The organism is Bacillus sp. AFS053548 (genome assembly GCF_002575105.1).
Classification (GTDB): domain Bacteria; phylum Bacillota; class Bacilli; order Bacillales; family Bacillaceae_G; genus Gottfriedia.
The window spans coordinates 39,140-56,447 of record NZ_NUHI01000026.1; the positions used below are offsets into that span (position 1 = coordinate 39,140).

Here is a 17,308-nt window from a genome sequence, read left to right on the forward strand (position 1 = left end):
TGCTCTTACCCTTTCTTCTCCCTTCTCTCTGTCAATAACCTCTCATTTATTCCATCGAGTTCCTTTTGTAGCTTAACGATTTTTGAAATTTGAGCCTTCTTTTCTTCATCCGTTTCTTTTTCTTCTGCATTCATTGTAGCTATTTCTAGTTGTAGTCTAATTCGTTCATTTAATAAAGTTTGCTGATCGTTTGAGATGTTCTGTCTTCCGTTCCATTCTGCAAAAGATCCTTTAAATTCATAAAGATTTGCATTTTCAATATGAATTACACGATTTGAGACCTTTTTTAGTAAATATGGATCATGCGACACTACAACTACTGCTCCAGGATACGCAGCTAATGCTTCCTCAATTCTTTCTCTCGTGTGAATATCCAAATAGTTTGTTGGCTCGTCAAGCACTAGTAGATTAGAATCAGAAAAGTATAATTTTACGAAAGCAACTCTACATTTCTCACCCATGCTTAGTTGAGCAATATTTTTGTAAACATCCTCTCTTCTAAAAAGGAAACATGCTAATATTGTTCTTGCTTCAGTTTCAGTCATATTTGGAAGTGATAAAATTTCATTTAAAATTGTTGAATTCTCATTTAACGCTTCTAGCTCCTGCATAAAATAACCTATTTTTAATTGAGGATTATGTTTTACAGATCCACTATTAGGAATCATTAATCCTGTTAATAATTTTAAAAATGTAGATTTTCCAGAACCATTTTTTCCGATTACAGCTAATCGATCTTCTCGATTTAAAATAAAATCGACTTGGTTAAATAACGATTTTTCATCATATGAAAAATCAACGTTTTCAAATGTAATCATTTGTTTTGCTGAAAATGAATCATTTTCAAAGCTCGCTGAAATTGTTTTAACTTCTTTTGGTTTTTCTACTTTTCTTTTTTCTAATCGATCCAAATCCTTTTCTTTTGATTTAAATCTTAATGCGTTTTTTGCCGCTTGTTTCTTTGCAAAAGGATCACGTTCACTAGCTGCATTATGCGAGCTTGTAAACCATTGTTTATATTGATTAATTGTTTCGATTAGCTTTTTCTTTTCAGCTTCTTGTTTCTCATATTGTGCTTGTCGAGTTTTTCGCTCATGTTCTTTTTGTATTTTGTATGTTGAATAGCCACCATTATACTTAAATGTACCACTTTCGGTTAATTCAACTGTCACAGTCGCAACATCATCTATGAATTGTCGTTCATGAGAAATAAAAAGTACACTACCTTTAAAGTTTTGTAACCATTCCGTTAACCATTGGATTGACTCAGTGTCCAAATGATTTGTTGGTTCATCTAAAATTAATAGTTTTGGTTGCTTCATCATTACTTTTGCTAATTTGACTTTTGTTTTTTGTCCACCACTTAAATGACTGAATGGGATATTCCATAACTCTTGCGGTAATTGAAATTTCTTCAAAACTTGATCTATTTTTGTTTCCCAATCATAGCCATCTAATTCTAAATATTTACCTAAACTCTCGTTATATTTAGCAAGGTTTTCTTCATTAGACAAATCAAGTAAATACTTTTCTAAATTCTTTTTGATGAAATATCGCTCTTGATCAAACGATTCGATCACTTCCCTAGCTGACAGGTTTTCCTCAATCTCTTCATCTGTTAAAAGCCATCCAATTTCATCTTTTGAATAGTGAATTTGCAGCATTCCTTTTTTCAATGGAATATTCCCTAAAAGGACATTAATAAATGTTGACTTTCCAACACCATTTTCACCAATTAATGCTACCCTTTCACCTTCTTTTATATCTAAGTTTCCATTTTCAAAAATTGTTTTACCGTTTAATTCTATTTCTATATTCGATGCTTTTATAATAAACATATACTTCACTCCATCCGATTTTTAAAGTTCAATCTGCTTAAAAATTCAATCTGTTTTCGAAAGTATTTTTAACAAGAGAAAATAAAAAACACACAAGCAGTATCTGCCTGTGTGTAAATTGGATGTGATTTAATAAGCCTTGTATATATAAAAATATATATACGTTAAAATATATTTCAAATGAAATATAATAGTAAATAAACCATTAAGACAATGGATTAATTTAATATTAGTTTAGGCTCATAAATAGACATAGTTATCCAATTTCTCTGATTTCAGGCAGAGTACTTTTTTGCTATAAAATTAATTAGCTTAAAAAGTTATCGGATATTGTACATAGTGTCTAAATTTGATGCCTCCTTAAAAATATTAATTTAATCTTAGCTTACTTTTAGTATGATTTCAATGCTTTCTTTTTATTCATTCCAAATTAATGCCAATTCTTTACTCAATTTCTTTCTTAATTGGCGACTTTCTAATCGTTTAAATGCTAATTGCTGTAATTTAATTTCTTCCTCAGTTTCTGGAATAACCTCTACTACTTTATGTGGTTTTCCATCTTTTAGTGCAACAAATGTTACAAAACATGTTGCAGCAACTCTTTTTTCACCTGAAAGTAGGTCTTCGGCAGTAGCTCGAACAAATACTTCCATTGAGCTTGAGCCTGTTAAAATCACGAACGATTCATAATAAATGCAGTCACTTTCACGAACTGGACATAAAAATTCTACTGAATCCATCGATGCGGTTACACATTCCATTCTTGAATGCTTTGTAGCTGAAATGGAGGCAATTAAGTCCATAGCGGCAAGCATTTTTCCTCCGAATAATGTACCATGGTTATTTAAATCAGTTGGAAATATTCTACTACTATCAAATACTCTGGATTCTTTTACATATCTACTACTCATCGATTTCACCCTATCATTAAATAATTGAATAATATTTTTCTCGAACTTTTTTCGCAGATTTTACCATATTTGTTAAGGCATCTATTACCTCAGATTCATTGCGCGTCTTTAAACCACAGTCTGGATTAACCCAAAATCTATTTGCATCACACACTTTTAAAGAACTAATAATATTTTCTTCCATTTCCTCAACCGATGGTACCCTCGGACTATGAATATCATACACGCCTAAACCAATTCCAAATGGATAAGGGGACTCAGATAAATAAGTAGAAAATTCTTGATGACTTCTTGCATGTTCAATTGAAATAACATCTGCATCTAAATCAATAATTGTGTCCATAATATCGCTAAAATTGCTATAACACATATGAGTATGTATTTGCGTTTCATTTCGGACGCTTGAAGTAGCTAAACGAAATGCTCTCGTTACCCAATGTAAATATTGACCCCAAGCTTTTTGCTTTAAAGGTAAACCTTCTCGAATTGCTGGTTCATCAACTTGAATAATTGAAATGCCAGCAGTTTCAAGTGCTTTTACTTCTTTACGTAAAGCTAATGCAATTTCATTTGCTATTTCTTCTCTTGTACGATCCTCACGAACAAACGACCAATTTAATATTGTAACTGGACCTGTTAACATCCCTTTGACTGGTTTAGCTGTTAAGCTTTGTGCATACTCAGTTTCATTTACAGTAATTGGCTTTGTAAATTCCACTTTACTAAAAATAATTGGCGGTTTAACACAGCGCGATCCATAAGATTGAACCCAAGCTTTTTTCGTAAATGCAAATCCCTCTAGTTTCTCACCAAAATATTCAACCATATCCGTACGCTCATACTCACCATGTACTAATACATCCATATCAATATTTTCTTGAATTTCAATCCATTCTTTAATTTTCAATTTAATTTGATTCATATATTCTGAATCATCGATCGTTCTTTTGCGCCATTGCTGTCTTATTTGTTTAATTTCCTTCGTTTGAGGGAAACTTCCAATTGTAGTCGTTGGTAAAATCGGTAAATTCATTACTTTATTTTGTAATGGATATCTTAAATGGAATGGTACTGGTCTTCTAAAATCTTCTTCATTAATGGATTCTAATTCATCACGAGTTAAATGATTTTTTTCGCTAAGTTGTTTTAAATTTCCTAAACAATTACTTGCATATTTAACTTCATTATCAAACATGCTCGCTTTGTTTATTAATAAACTTTTTAGTATAACTAACTCTTCTAATTTTTCATCGGCAAACGATAATGCCTCGAACAATGTTTCATTTAATAAATTCTCTTCAACTTTTGTAACTGGTACATGAAGCAAACTACAAGACGGTTGAATCCACCAATCTTTTGGACTTATTTCTTTTTTAAGAGAATTTAAAAAATCAATGGAATCATTTAAATCATTTCTCCAAATATTACGCCCATTAAGTATTCCTACGCCTAGTACCTTGTCATTTGGAAATCCGTACTTCAGGATCGACTCTAAATTTCCATCTTTACCGTGAACAAAATCAAGACCAATGCCTGCTACTGGGAATGAAATTAGTTCTTTATATTGTTCAACTGCTTCAAAGTAAGTTTGAAGCATGATTGATAATGTAGGTACAGCTTTTGCGATTTGATCATATACTTCTTTCATAAAACGAATATCTTTGCTTGACTCTTCTAACACAAAACATGGTTCATCAATTTGGACCCATTCAACACCTTCATTCTCTAGCTCTTTAAGCATTTGTATATAAAGGTTTACTAGATTATTTATTATGTTTCGTTTTTCTTCTTCCTGGTAACCTTTTGCTAACTGTACAAATGAATAGATTCCTAGAATGACAGGTTTCGTTTTTATACCAAGCTCAATTAAAGCCTCTTTGTATGCTTCTAATGGCTTATTGAATAGCAATTTAGATTGCTTCTCTTTTTGATATTCAGGAACGATATAGTGATAGTTTGTATTAAACCATTTCGTCATTTCACAAGCTACAATGTTTTTACTACCCCTTGCTAATGCAAAATACGTATCTAGACTTGGTCTTTCATTTACTTGACCAAATCGACCAGGAATCCAACCAAACATAGTAGCAAAATCTAACACATGATCATAAATCGTAAAATCGTTTACAGGGACTAGCTCCACACCTAAATCGTGCTGTTTCTTTATTGAGCTTAATCTCAGTGATTTCATTTCCTTCTCAAATTCTTCTTGATTAATTTTCTTTTGCCAAAAGCTTTCTAACGTTTTTTTCCACTCACGATTTTCACCAATTCTCGGATATCCTAGATTACTTATTTGTACCATCTTTTCCCTCTCCTTTTAACTAAAATAAAAAAGCATTTTTATCTCATAAGAGACAAAAATGCCTTTAAGTTGGAAAACATAAATAATTAGAATACGTTAACTTAAGCTTTCTTTCCATAAGGCACCTCCCTATCTCTCGTAGGTCAAACAGCGTCGTTAGAATAGGCAGGTCTCCTGACTTAAGAATCTTTGTAAATAAAAGCCTTCCCTATATTAATAAGTGGCATCTTCATATTTACTCCTCTATTACAGTGGCGGGACCGTGTTGGAATTAAACCAAACTTCCCTTTTAAGTAAATGATTTCAAACTTTGAACTTCATTTACACCTATTCCCTACTATTTAGTTTTCATCATTTTGTCATAAAATGCAAAAATAGTCAAAATATTTATTTTTTATTTTTCGTACTAATTTAAAAAAATTTTTATTTTGGGTTAAATAAATGCTGTCGATTTAGTTATTCAGGTAATTAAAAAATGCGTTCGTATAATAATTTCATCCAGTTTAATTACTGTTTGATCTAATCATACGAACGCATTGATTGTTTATCAAATTTATATTTTTATTGAATAGCTATTTTTCAAAGGAACATCTTACCATCAAACTAAGTGATGTATTAATTAGCTATTTCTTCATCTGCTTGAGCATCTAATGGTTCACGTTTTCCGATACCAAAAGCATAGAAACAAATGACAAGGATTGCCAAGAAAATAATCCCTACAATAAGTGAGATACGTGTGTCATCATTAAACCACATACCGATTAATACCATAACTAAATAGGCTAATGTTAAGTAGTTAGTAAATGGTGCAAAAGGCATTTTAAAAGGATGATTTTTAATTTCATCTCCTTTTACTTTTCTGAAACGAATATGACTAATTAAAATGACAAACCATGGGATCATCCCAGGAAGTACACTTGCACTGTATACATACACGAATAAGTTTTTTGGTGCAATAAAATTTAAAATAACGCCAATTACTAGACCAATTAGTACACCGATCGTACCGAATAAAGGCACTCCGTTATTTGAGACTTTTGTAAAATATTTTGGTGCTTGTCCATTTATACCTAATGTATAAAGCATGCGACCTGCACTATAAATACCACTGTTACAACCAGACAATGCAGCAGTGATTACGACAAAGTTAATAATTCCAGCTGCAGCTGTAATACCAAATTTTGCAAAAGTTACAACAAACGGGCTACCAATCGAATTTAGTTGATCCCAAGGGAAAACTGTTACAATTACAAAAATAGCACCAATATAGAAGATTAAAATACGCCAAATAAGACTTTGGATCGCTTCTTTTAACGTTTTTTTCGGATTTTCTGCTTCTCCAGCTGTAATACCAATTAATTCAACGCCTTGATAAGCTCCAACAACTAGTGAAAGTGCAAAGAAGAAACCTGACCAACCACCTGTAAAGAATCCGCCATTTTTCCAAAGGTTAGATAAACCAATCGCATTTCCACCGTTTCCAAGACCGAAGAAAATAAGACCAAACCCTGCAACAATCATTAATAAAATCGTAACGACTTTAATCATTGCAAACCAAAATTCAAATTCACCAAATGATTTAACGGAAATTAAATTTGCTGCACCAAGAATCACAATTGCAATAATTCCTGGTATCCAAGCAGGTAGGTCTGGAAACCAATACTTCATATATGCCCCAACTGCAATAATTTCTGACATTCCAACGATAACCCACTGGAACCAATTACTCCAAGCAGTCATATACCCTGCTAAAGGGTGTATATATTTATGGCCAAATGTCGCAAATGAACCTGTACTTGGCTCTAGGTATAGCATTTCCCCCATTGCACGCATAATGAAGAAGATAAAAATCCCCGAAATTGCATAAGCAAGCATTACTGATGGGCCTGTCCAATGAATTGTACTCGTTGAACCCATAAATAAACCTACACCGATTGTTCCGCCCAAAGCAATCATCTGAATATGGCGCGCTTTCAAACCTTTTTTCAATTCCTTTTGTGCCATTCTACTTCCTCCCCTTTCTGATGAAACAAGTGTCACTTTTTGAATCAATCTTAAAAACTTCTCCCCTAAAACCATTACTAACTTATTAAGAATATTTACAGTTAAAAAGCTTCTTTATGTTCCTATAATTAACTTATCTTTCGAATTGAACTAGGAATATTTTCCTTATTTTTCTTAAGTAAAATACTAATAAAATAACCAATAAAACCACCAATAATAGCTGGAAATATCCAACCTAAACCTAAACTATACAACGGGAGGTACTTATTGAAAAAATGATGAATTACTTCAATTTGTATTCCAGCAGAGTTTAACCCATCAAATAGACTCACAATAAAAGTTAAGATCAAACTGCCTTGATACACTTCTGACCTACCTTGAAAAGTATAGTGTAAGAATGTTAAGAAAATTAAGGATATAGCGATAGGATATAGTGTCATTAATACAGGAATTGAAACTTTAATTAGCTGTGTTAACCCTATATTTGCTATAAGTGTACTAAATACAGTCATAATGATCGCAATTTTTTTGTAAGAAATGGCTGGAAACAATTCTTGAAAAAAAGTAGAACAAGCAGTGATTAGACCTACACTTGTAGTCAAACATGCCACTGTAATCATTAAACCTAATAATATTGCCCCATAAGAACCAAAATAATAGTCTGATACTTTCGCTAAAACTTCAGCTCCATTATCTAATCGACCAAGTTTCTCAACACTAGAAGCCCCCATATATGTAAGAGCTGAATAGATTATTGCTAAAAGTGAGGCAGCTATTGCTGTTGACTTTCCACAAACGATCATAAGCTGTTTTTTAGTAGTAACTCCTTTTCCTTTAATTGCGTTTACAATAATAATTCCAAAAACAAAAGCTACAAGAGCATCCATTGTTAAATAGCCTTCTCGGAAACCTTTAAAAAACACATTTGTTGTGTATCCTTTAAATGGCTCTTGAAATTTCCCAATTGGATGAACAATAGCGATAACAACAAGCAATCCGATAAACGTTAATTTAATAGGAGTTAGAAATTTTCCAACTACATCAATAATCTTTGTAGGATTAAGTGATAACAAGCATGTAACTGTGAAAAATAAGATTGTAAATATGATTAATGCACCAGGACTTGCATCATTTGATAAAAAAGGTTTAACGCCAATTTCAAACGATACATTCCCTGATCTAGGGATAGCAAAAAATGGACCAATTGCTAGATAAAGAACCGTAGTAAATACAATACCAAACAACGGATGTACACGTCTAGCTAAAGATTGCAAATTTTTTTCACCTGAAAAAACAAAAGCTGTAACACCTAACAATGGTAATCCAACTCCAGTAACTAAAAAGCCTGCATTGGCGATCCATAAGTTTTTTCCGGCTAACTGTCCAAGTATGGGTGGAAAAATTAGATTTCCTGCTCCAAAAAACAGTGCAAATAACATAAAACCTAGAATGATTATAAAAGTATTAGGTATTCTTGGTGACATAAACAACAACTCCGATTAATAATTTGTATAAAGTTCCAAATTGGACTAATTTTCAGACCAAACAATCTTACCTCACATTTTCATCAAATTCAATAAAATTTATTATAATAAGATATTGTTTCTTCGCATAATTATATTTTGTCACAAATTATTCAAATCTATAAAACCCAATTCGATTGATTCTCTTTTGATTTGTTGTTATAGGACAGTTAAGTTTTGATTTCGTCACACAAAAAAACACCCCAGTTGATAAACCGGGGTGCTTTCACGCTTTGGAAAACAACATTATCAATTAAATTACCAAATTTTCGTAAAGGGAGCTTAGTGATGTTGATTTCCACTACAGGATGCTCGCTTTCCATGGNNCGGGGTCTCAGCCTTCCCGCTTATCCCATAGGAGTCGAGCATCCCTCCGCTCCAATCAACTTATTCATCAAAAAAAGGTTACACTAATAAACCAGTTTAATATCCTTTACTTAGAGTAACATAACTTCTTTTTAATCAGCCCTAGGTCAATTAAGATCAAACAAAAACATATAATAATAATCGTTTGAACTAGTTTTTCTAAAAATTAGCTCTTAAATATTTTTAACTTCACAAGTATAAACAACACTAGAGTTTTTTGTTCTTATAAAACTGCTCAAACATCTTAGCATAAAAAAAACCTTATTAGAATGATCTAAAAATAAGTTTCACTTAATATACGTTTGATATTTCTACGCCCTGCAAGCAACCCAGTCGATAATCTGGGGTGTTTTTTTTGAATCCGGTTCTATTTCCTACTTTTTATAGTTATTGAATATAATCATAAATATTCTTCACTAATAATAAACAGGTTACTGCAATAAACAACGTACGAACATATCCACTTCCTTTTTTTATCGCAAATTTCGATCCACAAATCGCACCAGCAATTTGTGCAATTCCCATTATTATTCCATAAGTATAGTTTACTTGTCCTAAAAACATAAACATTAACAATCCAGCAATATTACTACTAAAGTTTAAAAACTTTGCATTGCCTGCAGACTTTAAAAAGTCAAACCCAATTATCAAAAAAGAAAAAATTAAAAATGATCCTGTTCCAGGTCCAATGAAACCATCATAGAAGCCAATCGCAAATATTGTAACTAAAAAAATAATGAATTGATAATTGGATAAGTTTTTTTGTGTTGAAATGCTTCCCCAATCTTTCTTGAAAATAGTAAAAATTGCTACTGCTCCGAGCATAATTAACATCAATGGCTTAAGCAATTCAGGGTTTAGCAAATGTACAGTGTATGCACCCAATAATGAGCCAACAAATGAGAGGGGAAAAAACCTAAGTACTGATTTTAGTTCGAGTTTACCAGATCGATAAAACATAAATGTACTTGTTAGAGAGCCAATTGTCGCTGCTAATTTATTGGTAGCTACTGCCGCAGCTGGATTAAGCCCAGTGAATAATAAAGCAGGTAGTGTAATCAACCCACCACCCCCAACAACAGAATCAATAAAGGATGCTAAAAATCCAAAACAAATTAAAATAATTAATAAAGATGAGTCTAGATGCATTTCGATCAACCTTCCATATAGTCACTACTGAAATAGTAACTAACAAATTGCTATCTGTAAATAGTTATTGTAAATTTATTACATAAACAAAAAATAGGAGTGCGAAAAAATGGAAGATCTAGTGCAACAGTTCAAAAAATTAGGTTTTAACGAATATGAAGCTAAATCTTATGTATCACTCGTTAAACAAGGCCCTGTAACAGCCTACCAAGTTAGCAAGGACTCAGGTATACCAAGAGCACGTATCTATGATGTGTTGGGTAATCTTGTTGAAAAAGGAATTGTCTTGAAAGAGGAAATAAATGACACGGCACGGTATTCACCTCTTCCCGTTGATATCTTTTTACAGAAGGCCCAATCAGAGTGGCAATCAACTTATTCTGTAATAAGTGACTCTTTAAAAGATTTAGAATCATTTGGTGAAAAATTGGATAACCGTGTAATTACTTTAAAGGACTATAAAACGATTATTAACTATTGTGAGACGCTGATAAAAAAAGCAGAAAAACGGATTGTGATTTCAATGTGGGACGAAATGTATGAGGTTTTGAAAAAGGAACTAATTTCTGCGACTGAAAAAGCAACCATACAAGGAATTACGCTACATGTCGAAAATCCAATAGGAAATCTAGAAAGTCATCGCATTACACCATTTACTGAGACCAAGTCTACAGATCATTGGTTTATTTTGTCAATTGATTCTAAAGAGATGATTTATGGACCATCAATTCAGGACCGTAGTGTTGCTTTTTATACAAATGATCCAGTTCATATTTACTTATTAGAAGATTATATATGGCACGATGTACTAGTGAATAGACTTGTTCGACGTAGTCAAGACGATTTAGAGCAATGGATTACTTCTGAGCGAAGAGCCTTTTTTATGGAATAATAAGCAAATCCAAAGAACAAATAAAACAAAGCATAAGGATCTAAATGAACTTATGCTTTGTTTCCGAGTTTATTGGATGATAGTCACAATTTTGGTGATAACTTTTTTCTAGTTTTGAATTTAAAATTGTAACTTTAATACTGACAATTCCTTAATGCTTTTTGATTAAGAACTGGCTATTAATCAGCTAGACTGCTATCTGGCATTTTCTTTAGTTTTCTTAAGTAAGGAATCATTAGAATAGCACCCATAAAGAACGTGATTCCCTCAGTAACCGTTAAAGACCAAATTATGCCATTTAATCCATAAAAATGATGCAAGATGATGACAACTGGAATGAAAAGAACACCTTGTGTAATTGACATTATTCCAGTTGCAAGTCCTTCTCCAGACGCTTGGAAAATACTAGTGAATAAACCAGTGAATCCGTTAAAAACAGATGAAATAAGTTGAGCTGTTAAGATTAGTGCTCCAATACTTAGCACGGCTGAATCGCTTGTAAATAAACCGAGTACTTGAATTTTAAAAATATATACAATTCCCCCAAAAACAATTGAGATTCCACCAATCCTTAATGTTAACTCTTTTAATGTTTCATATAGACGCGGTTTATTTTTCCCACCGAAGTTATAAGCAATTAAAGAAATAGCCCCTATAAATAAGCCCATCGTAATAAATTCTGGGAGTTGTGCAATCCTCACTGCAATTCCAAAGCTTGCTAAAACATGCTCACCGTATTCAACGGAATAATTGTTTAATAGTAAAGTTGTAACAATCATAAATGACATTTTAAATAACTCTGGAACACCGACTTTATAGATTTCTAATTGATCGGTAATTGATACTTTACAATGCTTTAAGAAACCTCTTAAAGTTTCACTTTTTCTTTCTAAAAACCAAATGTAATATATGCTTGCCGCGATATTTGCTAAAACCATAGAAAGGGCAGCACCCACTACATGAAGGTTTAAAACTAAAATAAATAACACATCGAAAATGATGCTAAAAATAACACTAATGAACATGCCATACATTGATTCTTTTGCTGCACCTTCAGAACGGACAATTTGTTCTAATGCAAAGTTCAATATGAATGCAAAGCCACCAATAAAAAGCGTGATCGTATATTGTTTTGTATAAAGCAATGTAGTGGCGTCCGCTCCCAACAAATGAACAATTGGATTAACAAATAATAAGGCAATTACTGCAATAATCAATCCACATATAATGCTCATATAAAAAGCAGAACCAACTACTGATTTCCCTTTCTGAATATTTCCTTCACCTAAGAGACGAGTAACAAAAGTTCCTGCACCAACACCAAATACATTGCCAATCGCCATTAGTACTGTAAAGATCGGTAAGCCTAATGTAATAGCGCTTAACATCGTAGTATCATGAACTAAACCGATAAAAAATACGTTTATTAAGTTATAAATTGTACCAGAGGAAATCCCAATCATCATTGGAATACCTAATCGAGCTAACGCTTTACGTATCGGTGCTTCTTTTAAATAATAAATATTAGATTGATCTATTTCAAATTCTTCCATTATATTCCACCCTCCCGAATCTTATCTTTTATTTTGGTTTAAGATCATAATTTTGTTTGTATATAATTAGAATTCTAACTTTTAGACTTCTAACTATTTATCGATACGACCGTAATGGCCGTAGTCACTCAAAGGTTTGATTCAATTTTTTTCAATAGGCGTAAAAATTCATTTTTTTCTTCTTCAGTCAATGACTCTGTTAATCGATATTCCATTGCCAAAAACATATCATCAATCTGATTAACGATTTCTTTACCTTTATCTAATACGAAAATTTGTTTCTGACGTTCGTTATCGGCCTGAATTTTTCTACCAATGTATCCATTCTTTTCAAGTCCCTGCAACATGCTGGTTATACTTGCACCTGTTCGATTAAATGCATCTGCTAAATCCTTTTGAATTAAGCCTCGATCCTGATGCTCAGCAATATAACTGATCATCCTACCTTGTTGTGGATTTACTTCCAGCTCTTTCGTACGATACGACAATTGATCCCGTACCTTATGCATAATGGTACTAAGAAGTCTCGTATAAGGTGTATCAATCAAATCGTTCACCTCCGAATAATTAGAATTCTAACTGTCTGAAACCAATATAACTCGGTGGGAGTTCTATGTCAATTAAAAAGATAGAATACTAACAATTAGATTTTAAACTTTTAGGAATTTGTGATACTTCAAATTGAATCGTTTTTTAAACCCACTAAAAAATTTTTTATGTCATTTATCCTACATTTTCACTAGTCCAAAATCATTAACAAAAGAAAGAACAACTACTATTTATATCTTTGAATATAGGTCTGTTTAATCAAAACAATATTATGCACTAAGTCTCAAACCTATAATCTTGTAGAACTACATTTTCCAATTAGCAAAGGGTATCATTACCCAATAGATTACCACCTTGAAATTGTTATGTTCTTCCTTGAACGTCAATTAGTTATCAAAGACTAAACTATTATAAAATAAAGAGCAGTAAACCACGACTATAATACGTAAAAGTTTCTAAGTATTATAATGAGGCTACTGCCCTAATAATTAATTAACCTATAGTAGGAGAAAATTAAAACATCCTGCTGTTTTTTTCCATTATACGAATAAACTTAGTAAAAGAATAAAGACCAATCCGCAAACGGAAATAATTGATTCTAGTAATGTCCAAGTTAAGAAAGTTTCTTTCATACTTAACCCAAAATACTCTTTAAACATCCAGAAGCCTGCGTCATTAACGTGTGAAGCTATTAAACTACCAGCTCCAGTTGCTAGAACGACTAAAGCTAAGTTAGCGTCAGAATGACCTAACATTGGAATAACTAAACCAGAAGTGGTTAAAGCTGCAACAGTAGCAGAACCTAGGGAAATTCGTAGGATCGCTGCAATAATCCAAGCAAGTAAAATCGGTGACATTGAAGTTCCTTTGAATAACTCAGCCACATAATCACCAACACCGCCATCAATTAACACTTGTTTGAAGGCACCGCCACCTCCGATGATTAAGAGCATCATCCCAATATGTGTAATTGCTGTTGTACAAGAGTTCATAACTTCTTTAATTGGTATTTTTCTAGCCAATCCCATTGTATAAATCGCCACTAATAATGAAATAACCATTGCAGTACCAGCATTACCAATAAAGCGAATCGCTACAAGTAGGCTATTATCACCAAATCCCATTGTTTTTTGTAGTAAATTAACAATTGTTGCAAATGACATTAAAATAACAGGAAGTAAAGCTGTAAAAACACTGATTCCAAAACCAGGAGTTTCTTCAAGTTTAAAAGTTTTTTGTTCACCTAAAGATGCAATATTACCCGTTTTTGTGAAGGATGCAGGTACTAGCTTTTTAGCAAGCTTTGTAAATAAAGGACCTGCGATAAAAACAGTTGGTAAAGCAATAATAAATCCGTAAAGTAATACTTCACCAATATTTGCATGATATTCACCAGCGATTACAGTAGGACCTGGATGTGGCGGTAAGAAACCATGTGTAACAGATAAAGCAGCCGCCATTGGAATACCTAGATATAAAATAGAAACTTTTAATTGTTTTGAGATAGCAAATACAATTGGAATCAATAAAACTAATCCTACTTCGAAGAATAAAGCGACACCGATAATGAATGAAGCAGCAACAACTGCCCATTGAATGTTCTTTTCACCGAATTTGTTAACAAGCGTCATCGCAATACGTTGTGCTCCACCAGAATCTGCGATCAACTTACCAAGCATTGCACCAAGTCCGAAGATTAATGCTAAATGACCAAGTGTTCCACCTAATCCAGCTTCAATGGTTGTGCCAATATTGTCTGGTTTCATTCCAAGTGCTAAAGCAACTCCAAATGAAACTATAATTAATGAAAGGAACGTATTTAATTTTAACTTCATAATTAAAACAAGTAATGCTATTATTCCGATTGCTACTATAATAAGTGGCATGGAAATCCCCCCAAATATCTATTTATTTTTGTTAATTAATCCTCTTTGATAATTAGCAATCCGCTTATAATCTTTCTCTAACACTCTCGATAGGCTAATAAAGATTGGCAATAATTCTCGATATTCTCTTACTGCTTCTTCATTTGGAGTATGTTTGTGAGTATTACCGACCATTTCAGATACTACTTCAAAAGATTCTATTTTTCCTGTTGCATAAAGACCTAAAATACAAGCACCAAGACAAGAACTTTCATAACTTTCTGGTACAACTACATCTAAATCAAAAATATCGGACATCATCTGACGCCATACATTTGATCTCGCGAACCCACCAGTTGCTTGGATTTTAGATACTGGTCCATCCATACATTCAATTAAAGCTAAAAATACTGTGTATAAGTTGTATATAACACCTTCAAGTGCAGAGCGAATCATATGCTCCTTCTTATGCGCCATCGTTAAGCCAAAAAAGGATCCTCGAACATCAGGGTTCCATAATGGTGCACGTTCACCTGCTAAATAAGGATGGAATAACAGGCCATCTGCCCCAGGTTTTACTCCTTCGGCAATCTTTGTTAATACTTCATATGGATCAATACCTAATCTTTTTGCAGTTTCAACTTCCGAAGCTGCAAATTCATCACGAATCCAGCGAAATATCATACCACCATTGTTAACTGGCCCACCGATGACCCAATGTTTTTCCGTTAATGCGTAGCAAAATATTCGTCCTTTTTCGTCAGTTTGTGGTTTGTCAATAATGGTTCGAATTGCCCCACTTGTCCCGATTGTGACTGCAATTTCTCCTTTTCGAATCGCATTCACACCAAGATTGGAAAGTACGCCATCACTTGCACCAATTACAAATGGAGTTTTTGGATCAATTCCCATTTGTCTAGCTAAATCAGGATTACAGTTTGTTAAAATCTCAGTAGTAGGTACTAATCTGGATAATTGATCAGTTGTAATCCCTGCGATCTGTAAAGCTTCCTCATCCCAATCTAATGTTTTAAGATTCATCATACCCATGGCTGAAGCAAGCGAATGATCTACAACATATTGGTCAAAGAATTTTTTAAATACATATTCTTTAATCCCAATATATTTTTTCGCTTTTTGAGCGATTTCTGTTCGTTCATTTACAATCCATGTAATCTTGCTTAAAGGTGACATTGGATGAATAGGAGTTCCTGTTCGTTTATATATTTCGTGACCATTTAATTCATCTTTAATTTTATGAGTCCAAGACTCACTTCGATTATCTGCCCATGTAATACAAGGCGTTAATGGTTGATCATTTTCATCCATAACAATTAGACTATGCATTGCACTACTAAAAGAAATAAATAATATCTCTTTTTGAGAATGTTGTTTCATTATTTTAGATATTGCTTGTACTAAAGCTGTAAAGATCTCTTCTGGGTCTTGTTCAGCTGTTGAAATATCAGGTGTATAGAGTGGGTATCCGATATTCTCTTGCTGGATGACTTCACCTGTTTCAGTAAATAAAACGGCTTTTGTGCTTGTGGTACCGATGTCTAAACCTAACATATAGTTTGTCATTATTCTTGTTCTACTCCTTTTGAAAACATTTGTTGAGATCTCCAAAGATCCTCTACTTTTCCTTGAACATCATCAAAGTTTTGATGTAAAGATTGAATCATAAGGTCTCTATTCTTCGTACCAATTGCATCAATATATAATTGATGATTTTCAACTATTCGTTCAAAGTCTTCATAATTTTCCCTAAACCGTACTCGCATTGATAAAAGTATAAACGCTTCCATAACTGGTTTTGCATTATTCCAGATCATCAAAATGTATGAATGATCAATCGCTCGAATAATCGTTTCATGGAATAATACATCTTGAAATGAAAACTCATCAGCATCTTGATATTTAATGGCAATTTTCATCATTTCAAGAATTTTACTCAGTTCCATAACCAGTTCTTTCGTGTCTAATTTTACCAACCGTTCAAATACAAATGTTTCGATTAGTAATCGCACATCATATATTTCTTCTATTTCTTTATCAGTTAATCCAATCACAACAGCACCCATTCTTTCTAAACGAATCAGATTTTCAGATGCTAGAGTTTTTAATGCTTCTCTAATAGGAGAACGACTTACATTAAAATCGGCAGCCAATTTATTTTCTGATAACTTGGTACCGCTTTCAATTAGACCAGAAATTATCTGCATCCTTAATTCATATGTTACACGATCACCAGCTGAAGCTTTTGATAGCCATTTTTCCGGATAAAGATATTGCTTTAATTCTGACATAAGTTCACCTTCATTTCCATACGAGTATACTTGTATACAAGTAT

Annotated in this window: 12 protein-coding genes and 1 riboswitch; of the genes, 1 reads left to right on the forward strand and 11 read right to left on the reverse strand. The window is 32.9% G+C overall.

The window, feature by feature from the left end; genetic code table 11:
- Positions 1-5: 5 nt before the first annotated feature.
- From abc-f to CN946_RS13715, 6 genes are all read right to left on the reverse strand, one after another.
- Positions 6-1,838 (reverse strand): ribosomal protection-like ABC-F family protein, encoded by a 1,833-nt coding sequence (abc-f, locus tag CN946_RS13690; RefSeq protein ID WP_098861641.1) that lies wholly within the window; start codon positions 1,836-1,838, stop codon positions 6-8.
- 416 nt (positions 1,839-2,254) lie between these two features.
- Entirely contained in the window at positions 2,255-2,758 is a 504-nt protein-coding gene (locus CN946_RS13695; protein WP_483295394.1) for an acyl-CoA thioesterase, read from the reverse strand.
- A 7-nt stretch (positions 2,759-2,765) separates the two neighbouring features.
- Positions 2,766-5,054, reverse strand: a complete 2,289-nt coding sequence (gene metE, locus CN946_RS13700) for a 5-methyltetrahydropteroyltriglutamate--homocysteine S-methyltransferase (RefSeq protein WP_098861645.1) — start codon at positions 5,052-5,054, stop codon at positions 2,766-2,768.
- Positions 5,055-5,201: 147 nt separating this feature from the next.
- A riboswitch (cobalamin riboswitch) is annotated at positions 5,202-5,400 on the reverse strand.
- 269 nt (positions 5,401-5,669) lie between these two features.
- Entirely contained in the window at positions 5,670-7,058 is a 1,389-nt protein-coding gene (locus CN946_RS13705; RefSeq protein WP_141546914.1) for an amino acid permease, read from the reverse strand.
- 128 nt (positions 7,059-7,186) lie between these two features.
- Positions 7,187-8,542: a branched-chain amino acid transport system II carrier protein gene (brnQ, locus tag CN946_RS13710; protein WP_098861649.1), complete on the reverse strand. Its 1,356-nt coding sequence runs from the start codon at positions 8,540-8,542 to the stop codon at positions 7,187-7,189.
- A 792-nt stretch (positions 8,543-9,334) separates the two neighbouring features.
- Positions 9,335-10,096 (reverse strand): TSUP family transporter, encoded by a 762-nt coding sequence (locus tag CN946_RS13715; RefSeq protein WP_483295395.1) that lies wholly within the window; start codon positions 10,094-10,096, stop codon positions 9,335-9,337.
- Between the two features lie 109 nt (positions 10,097-10,205).
- Here CN946_RS13715 and CN946_RS13720 point away from each other — a divergent pair, with 109 nt between their 5' ends.
- Positions 10,206-10,988 (forward strand): TrmB family transcriptional regulator, encoded by a 783-nt coding sequence (locus CN946_RS13720; protein WP_098861651.1) that lies wholly within the window; start codon positions 10,206-10,208, stop codon positions 10,986-10,988.
- Between the two features lie 179 nt (positions 10,989-11,167).
- On the opposite strand, the gene CN946_RS13725 is transcribed toward CN946_RS13720, so the two are convergent.
- The 5 genes from CN946_RS13725 to CN946_RS13745 all read right to left on the reverse strand — a co-directional run bounded on the left by CN946_RS13725 (position 11,168) and on the right by CN946_RS13745 (position 17,264).
- Positions 11,168-12,526, reverse strand: a complete 1,359-nt coding sequence (locus tag CN946_RS13725) for an MATE family efflux transporter (RefSeq protein ID WP_218012662.1) — start codon at positions 12,524-12,526, stop codon at positions 11,168-11,170.
- Positions 12,527-12,669: 143 nt separating this feature from the next.
- A complete protein-coding gene (locus CN946_RS13730) occupies positions 12,670-13,089 on the reverse strand; it encodes a MarR family winged helix-turn-helix transcriptional regulator (protein WP_286133930.1) in 420 nt (139 codons plus the stop codon).
- A gap of 540 nt (positions 13,090-13,629) precedes the next feature.
- Positions 13,630-14,976: a GntP family permease gene (locus tag CN946_RS13735; protein WP_098861655.1), complete on the reverse strand. Its 1,347-nt coding sequence runs from the start codon at positions 14,974-14,976 to the stop codon at positions 13,630-13,632.
- A gap of 18 nt (positions 14,977-14,994) precedes the next feature.
- Positions 14,995-16,539 (reverse strand): gluconokinase, encoded by a 1,545-nt coding sequence (gene gntK, locus CN946_RS13740; RefSeq protein WP_098861656.1) that lies wholly within the window; start codon positions 16,537-16,539, stop codon positions 14,995-14,997.
- On the reverse strand, positions 16,539-17,264 hold the full coding sequence (locus tag CN946_RS13745; protein WP_098861658.1) for a GntR family transcriptional regulator: 726 nt from the start codon (positions 17,262-17,264) through the stop codon (positions 16,539-16,541). Before CN946_RS13745 ends, gntK begins: the two co-directional genes overlap by 1 nt.
- Positions 17,265-17,308 lie beyond the last annotated feature (44 nt).

Coding starts and splice junctions, on each gene's coding strand:
- CN946_RS13745 (WP_098861658.1), bottom strand. CDS start 17,264: ATGTCAGAATTAAAGCAATATCTTTATCCGGAAAAATGGCTATCAAAA.
- brnQ (WP_098861649.1), bottom strand. CDS start 8,542: ATGTCACCAAGAATACCTAATACTTTTATAATCATTCTAGGTTTTATG.
- CN946_RS13705 (WP_141546914.1), bottom strand. CDS start 7,058: ATGGCACAAAAGGAATTGAAAAAAGGTTTGAAAGCGCGCCATATTCAG.
- CN946_RS13715 (WP_483295395.1), bottom strand. CDS start 10,096: ATGCATCTAGACTCATCTTTATTAATTATTTTAATTTGTTTTGGATTT.
- CN946_RS13720 (WP_098861651.1), top strand. CDS start 10,206: ATGGAAGATCTAGTGCAACAGTTCAAAAAATTAGGTTTTAACGAATAT.
- gntK (WP_098861656.1), bottom strand. CDS start 16,539: ATGACAAACTATATGTTAGGTTTAGACATCGGTACCACAAGCACAAAA.
- CN946_RS13735 (WP_098861655.1), bottom strand. CDS start 14,976: ATGCCACTTATTATAGTAGCAATCGGAATAATAGCATTACTTGTTTTA.
- metE (WP_098861645.1), bottom strand. CDS start 5,054: ATGGTACAAATAAGTAATCTAGGATATCCGAGAATTGGTGAAAATCGT.
- abc-f (WP_098861641.1), bottom strand. CDS start 1,838: ATGTTTATTATAAAAGCATCGAATATAGAAATAGAATTAAACGGTAAA.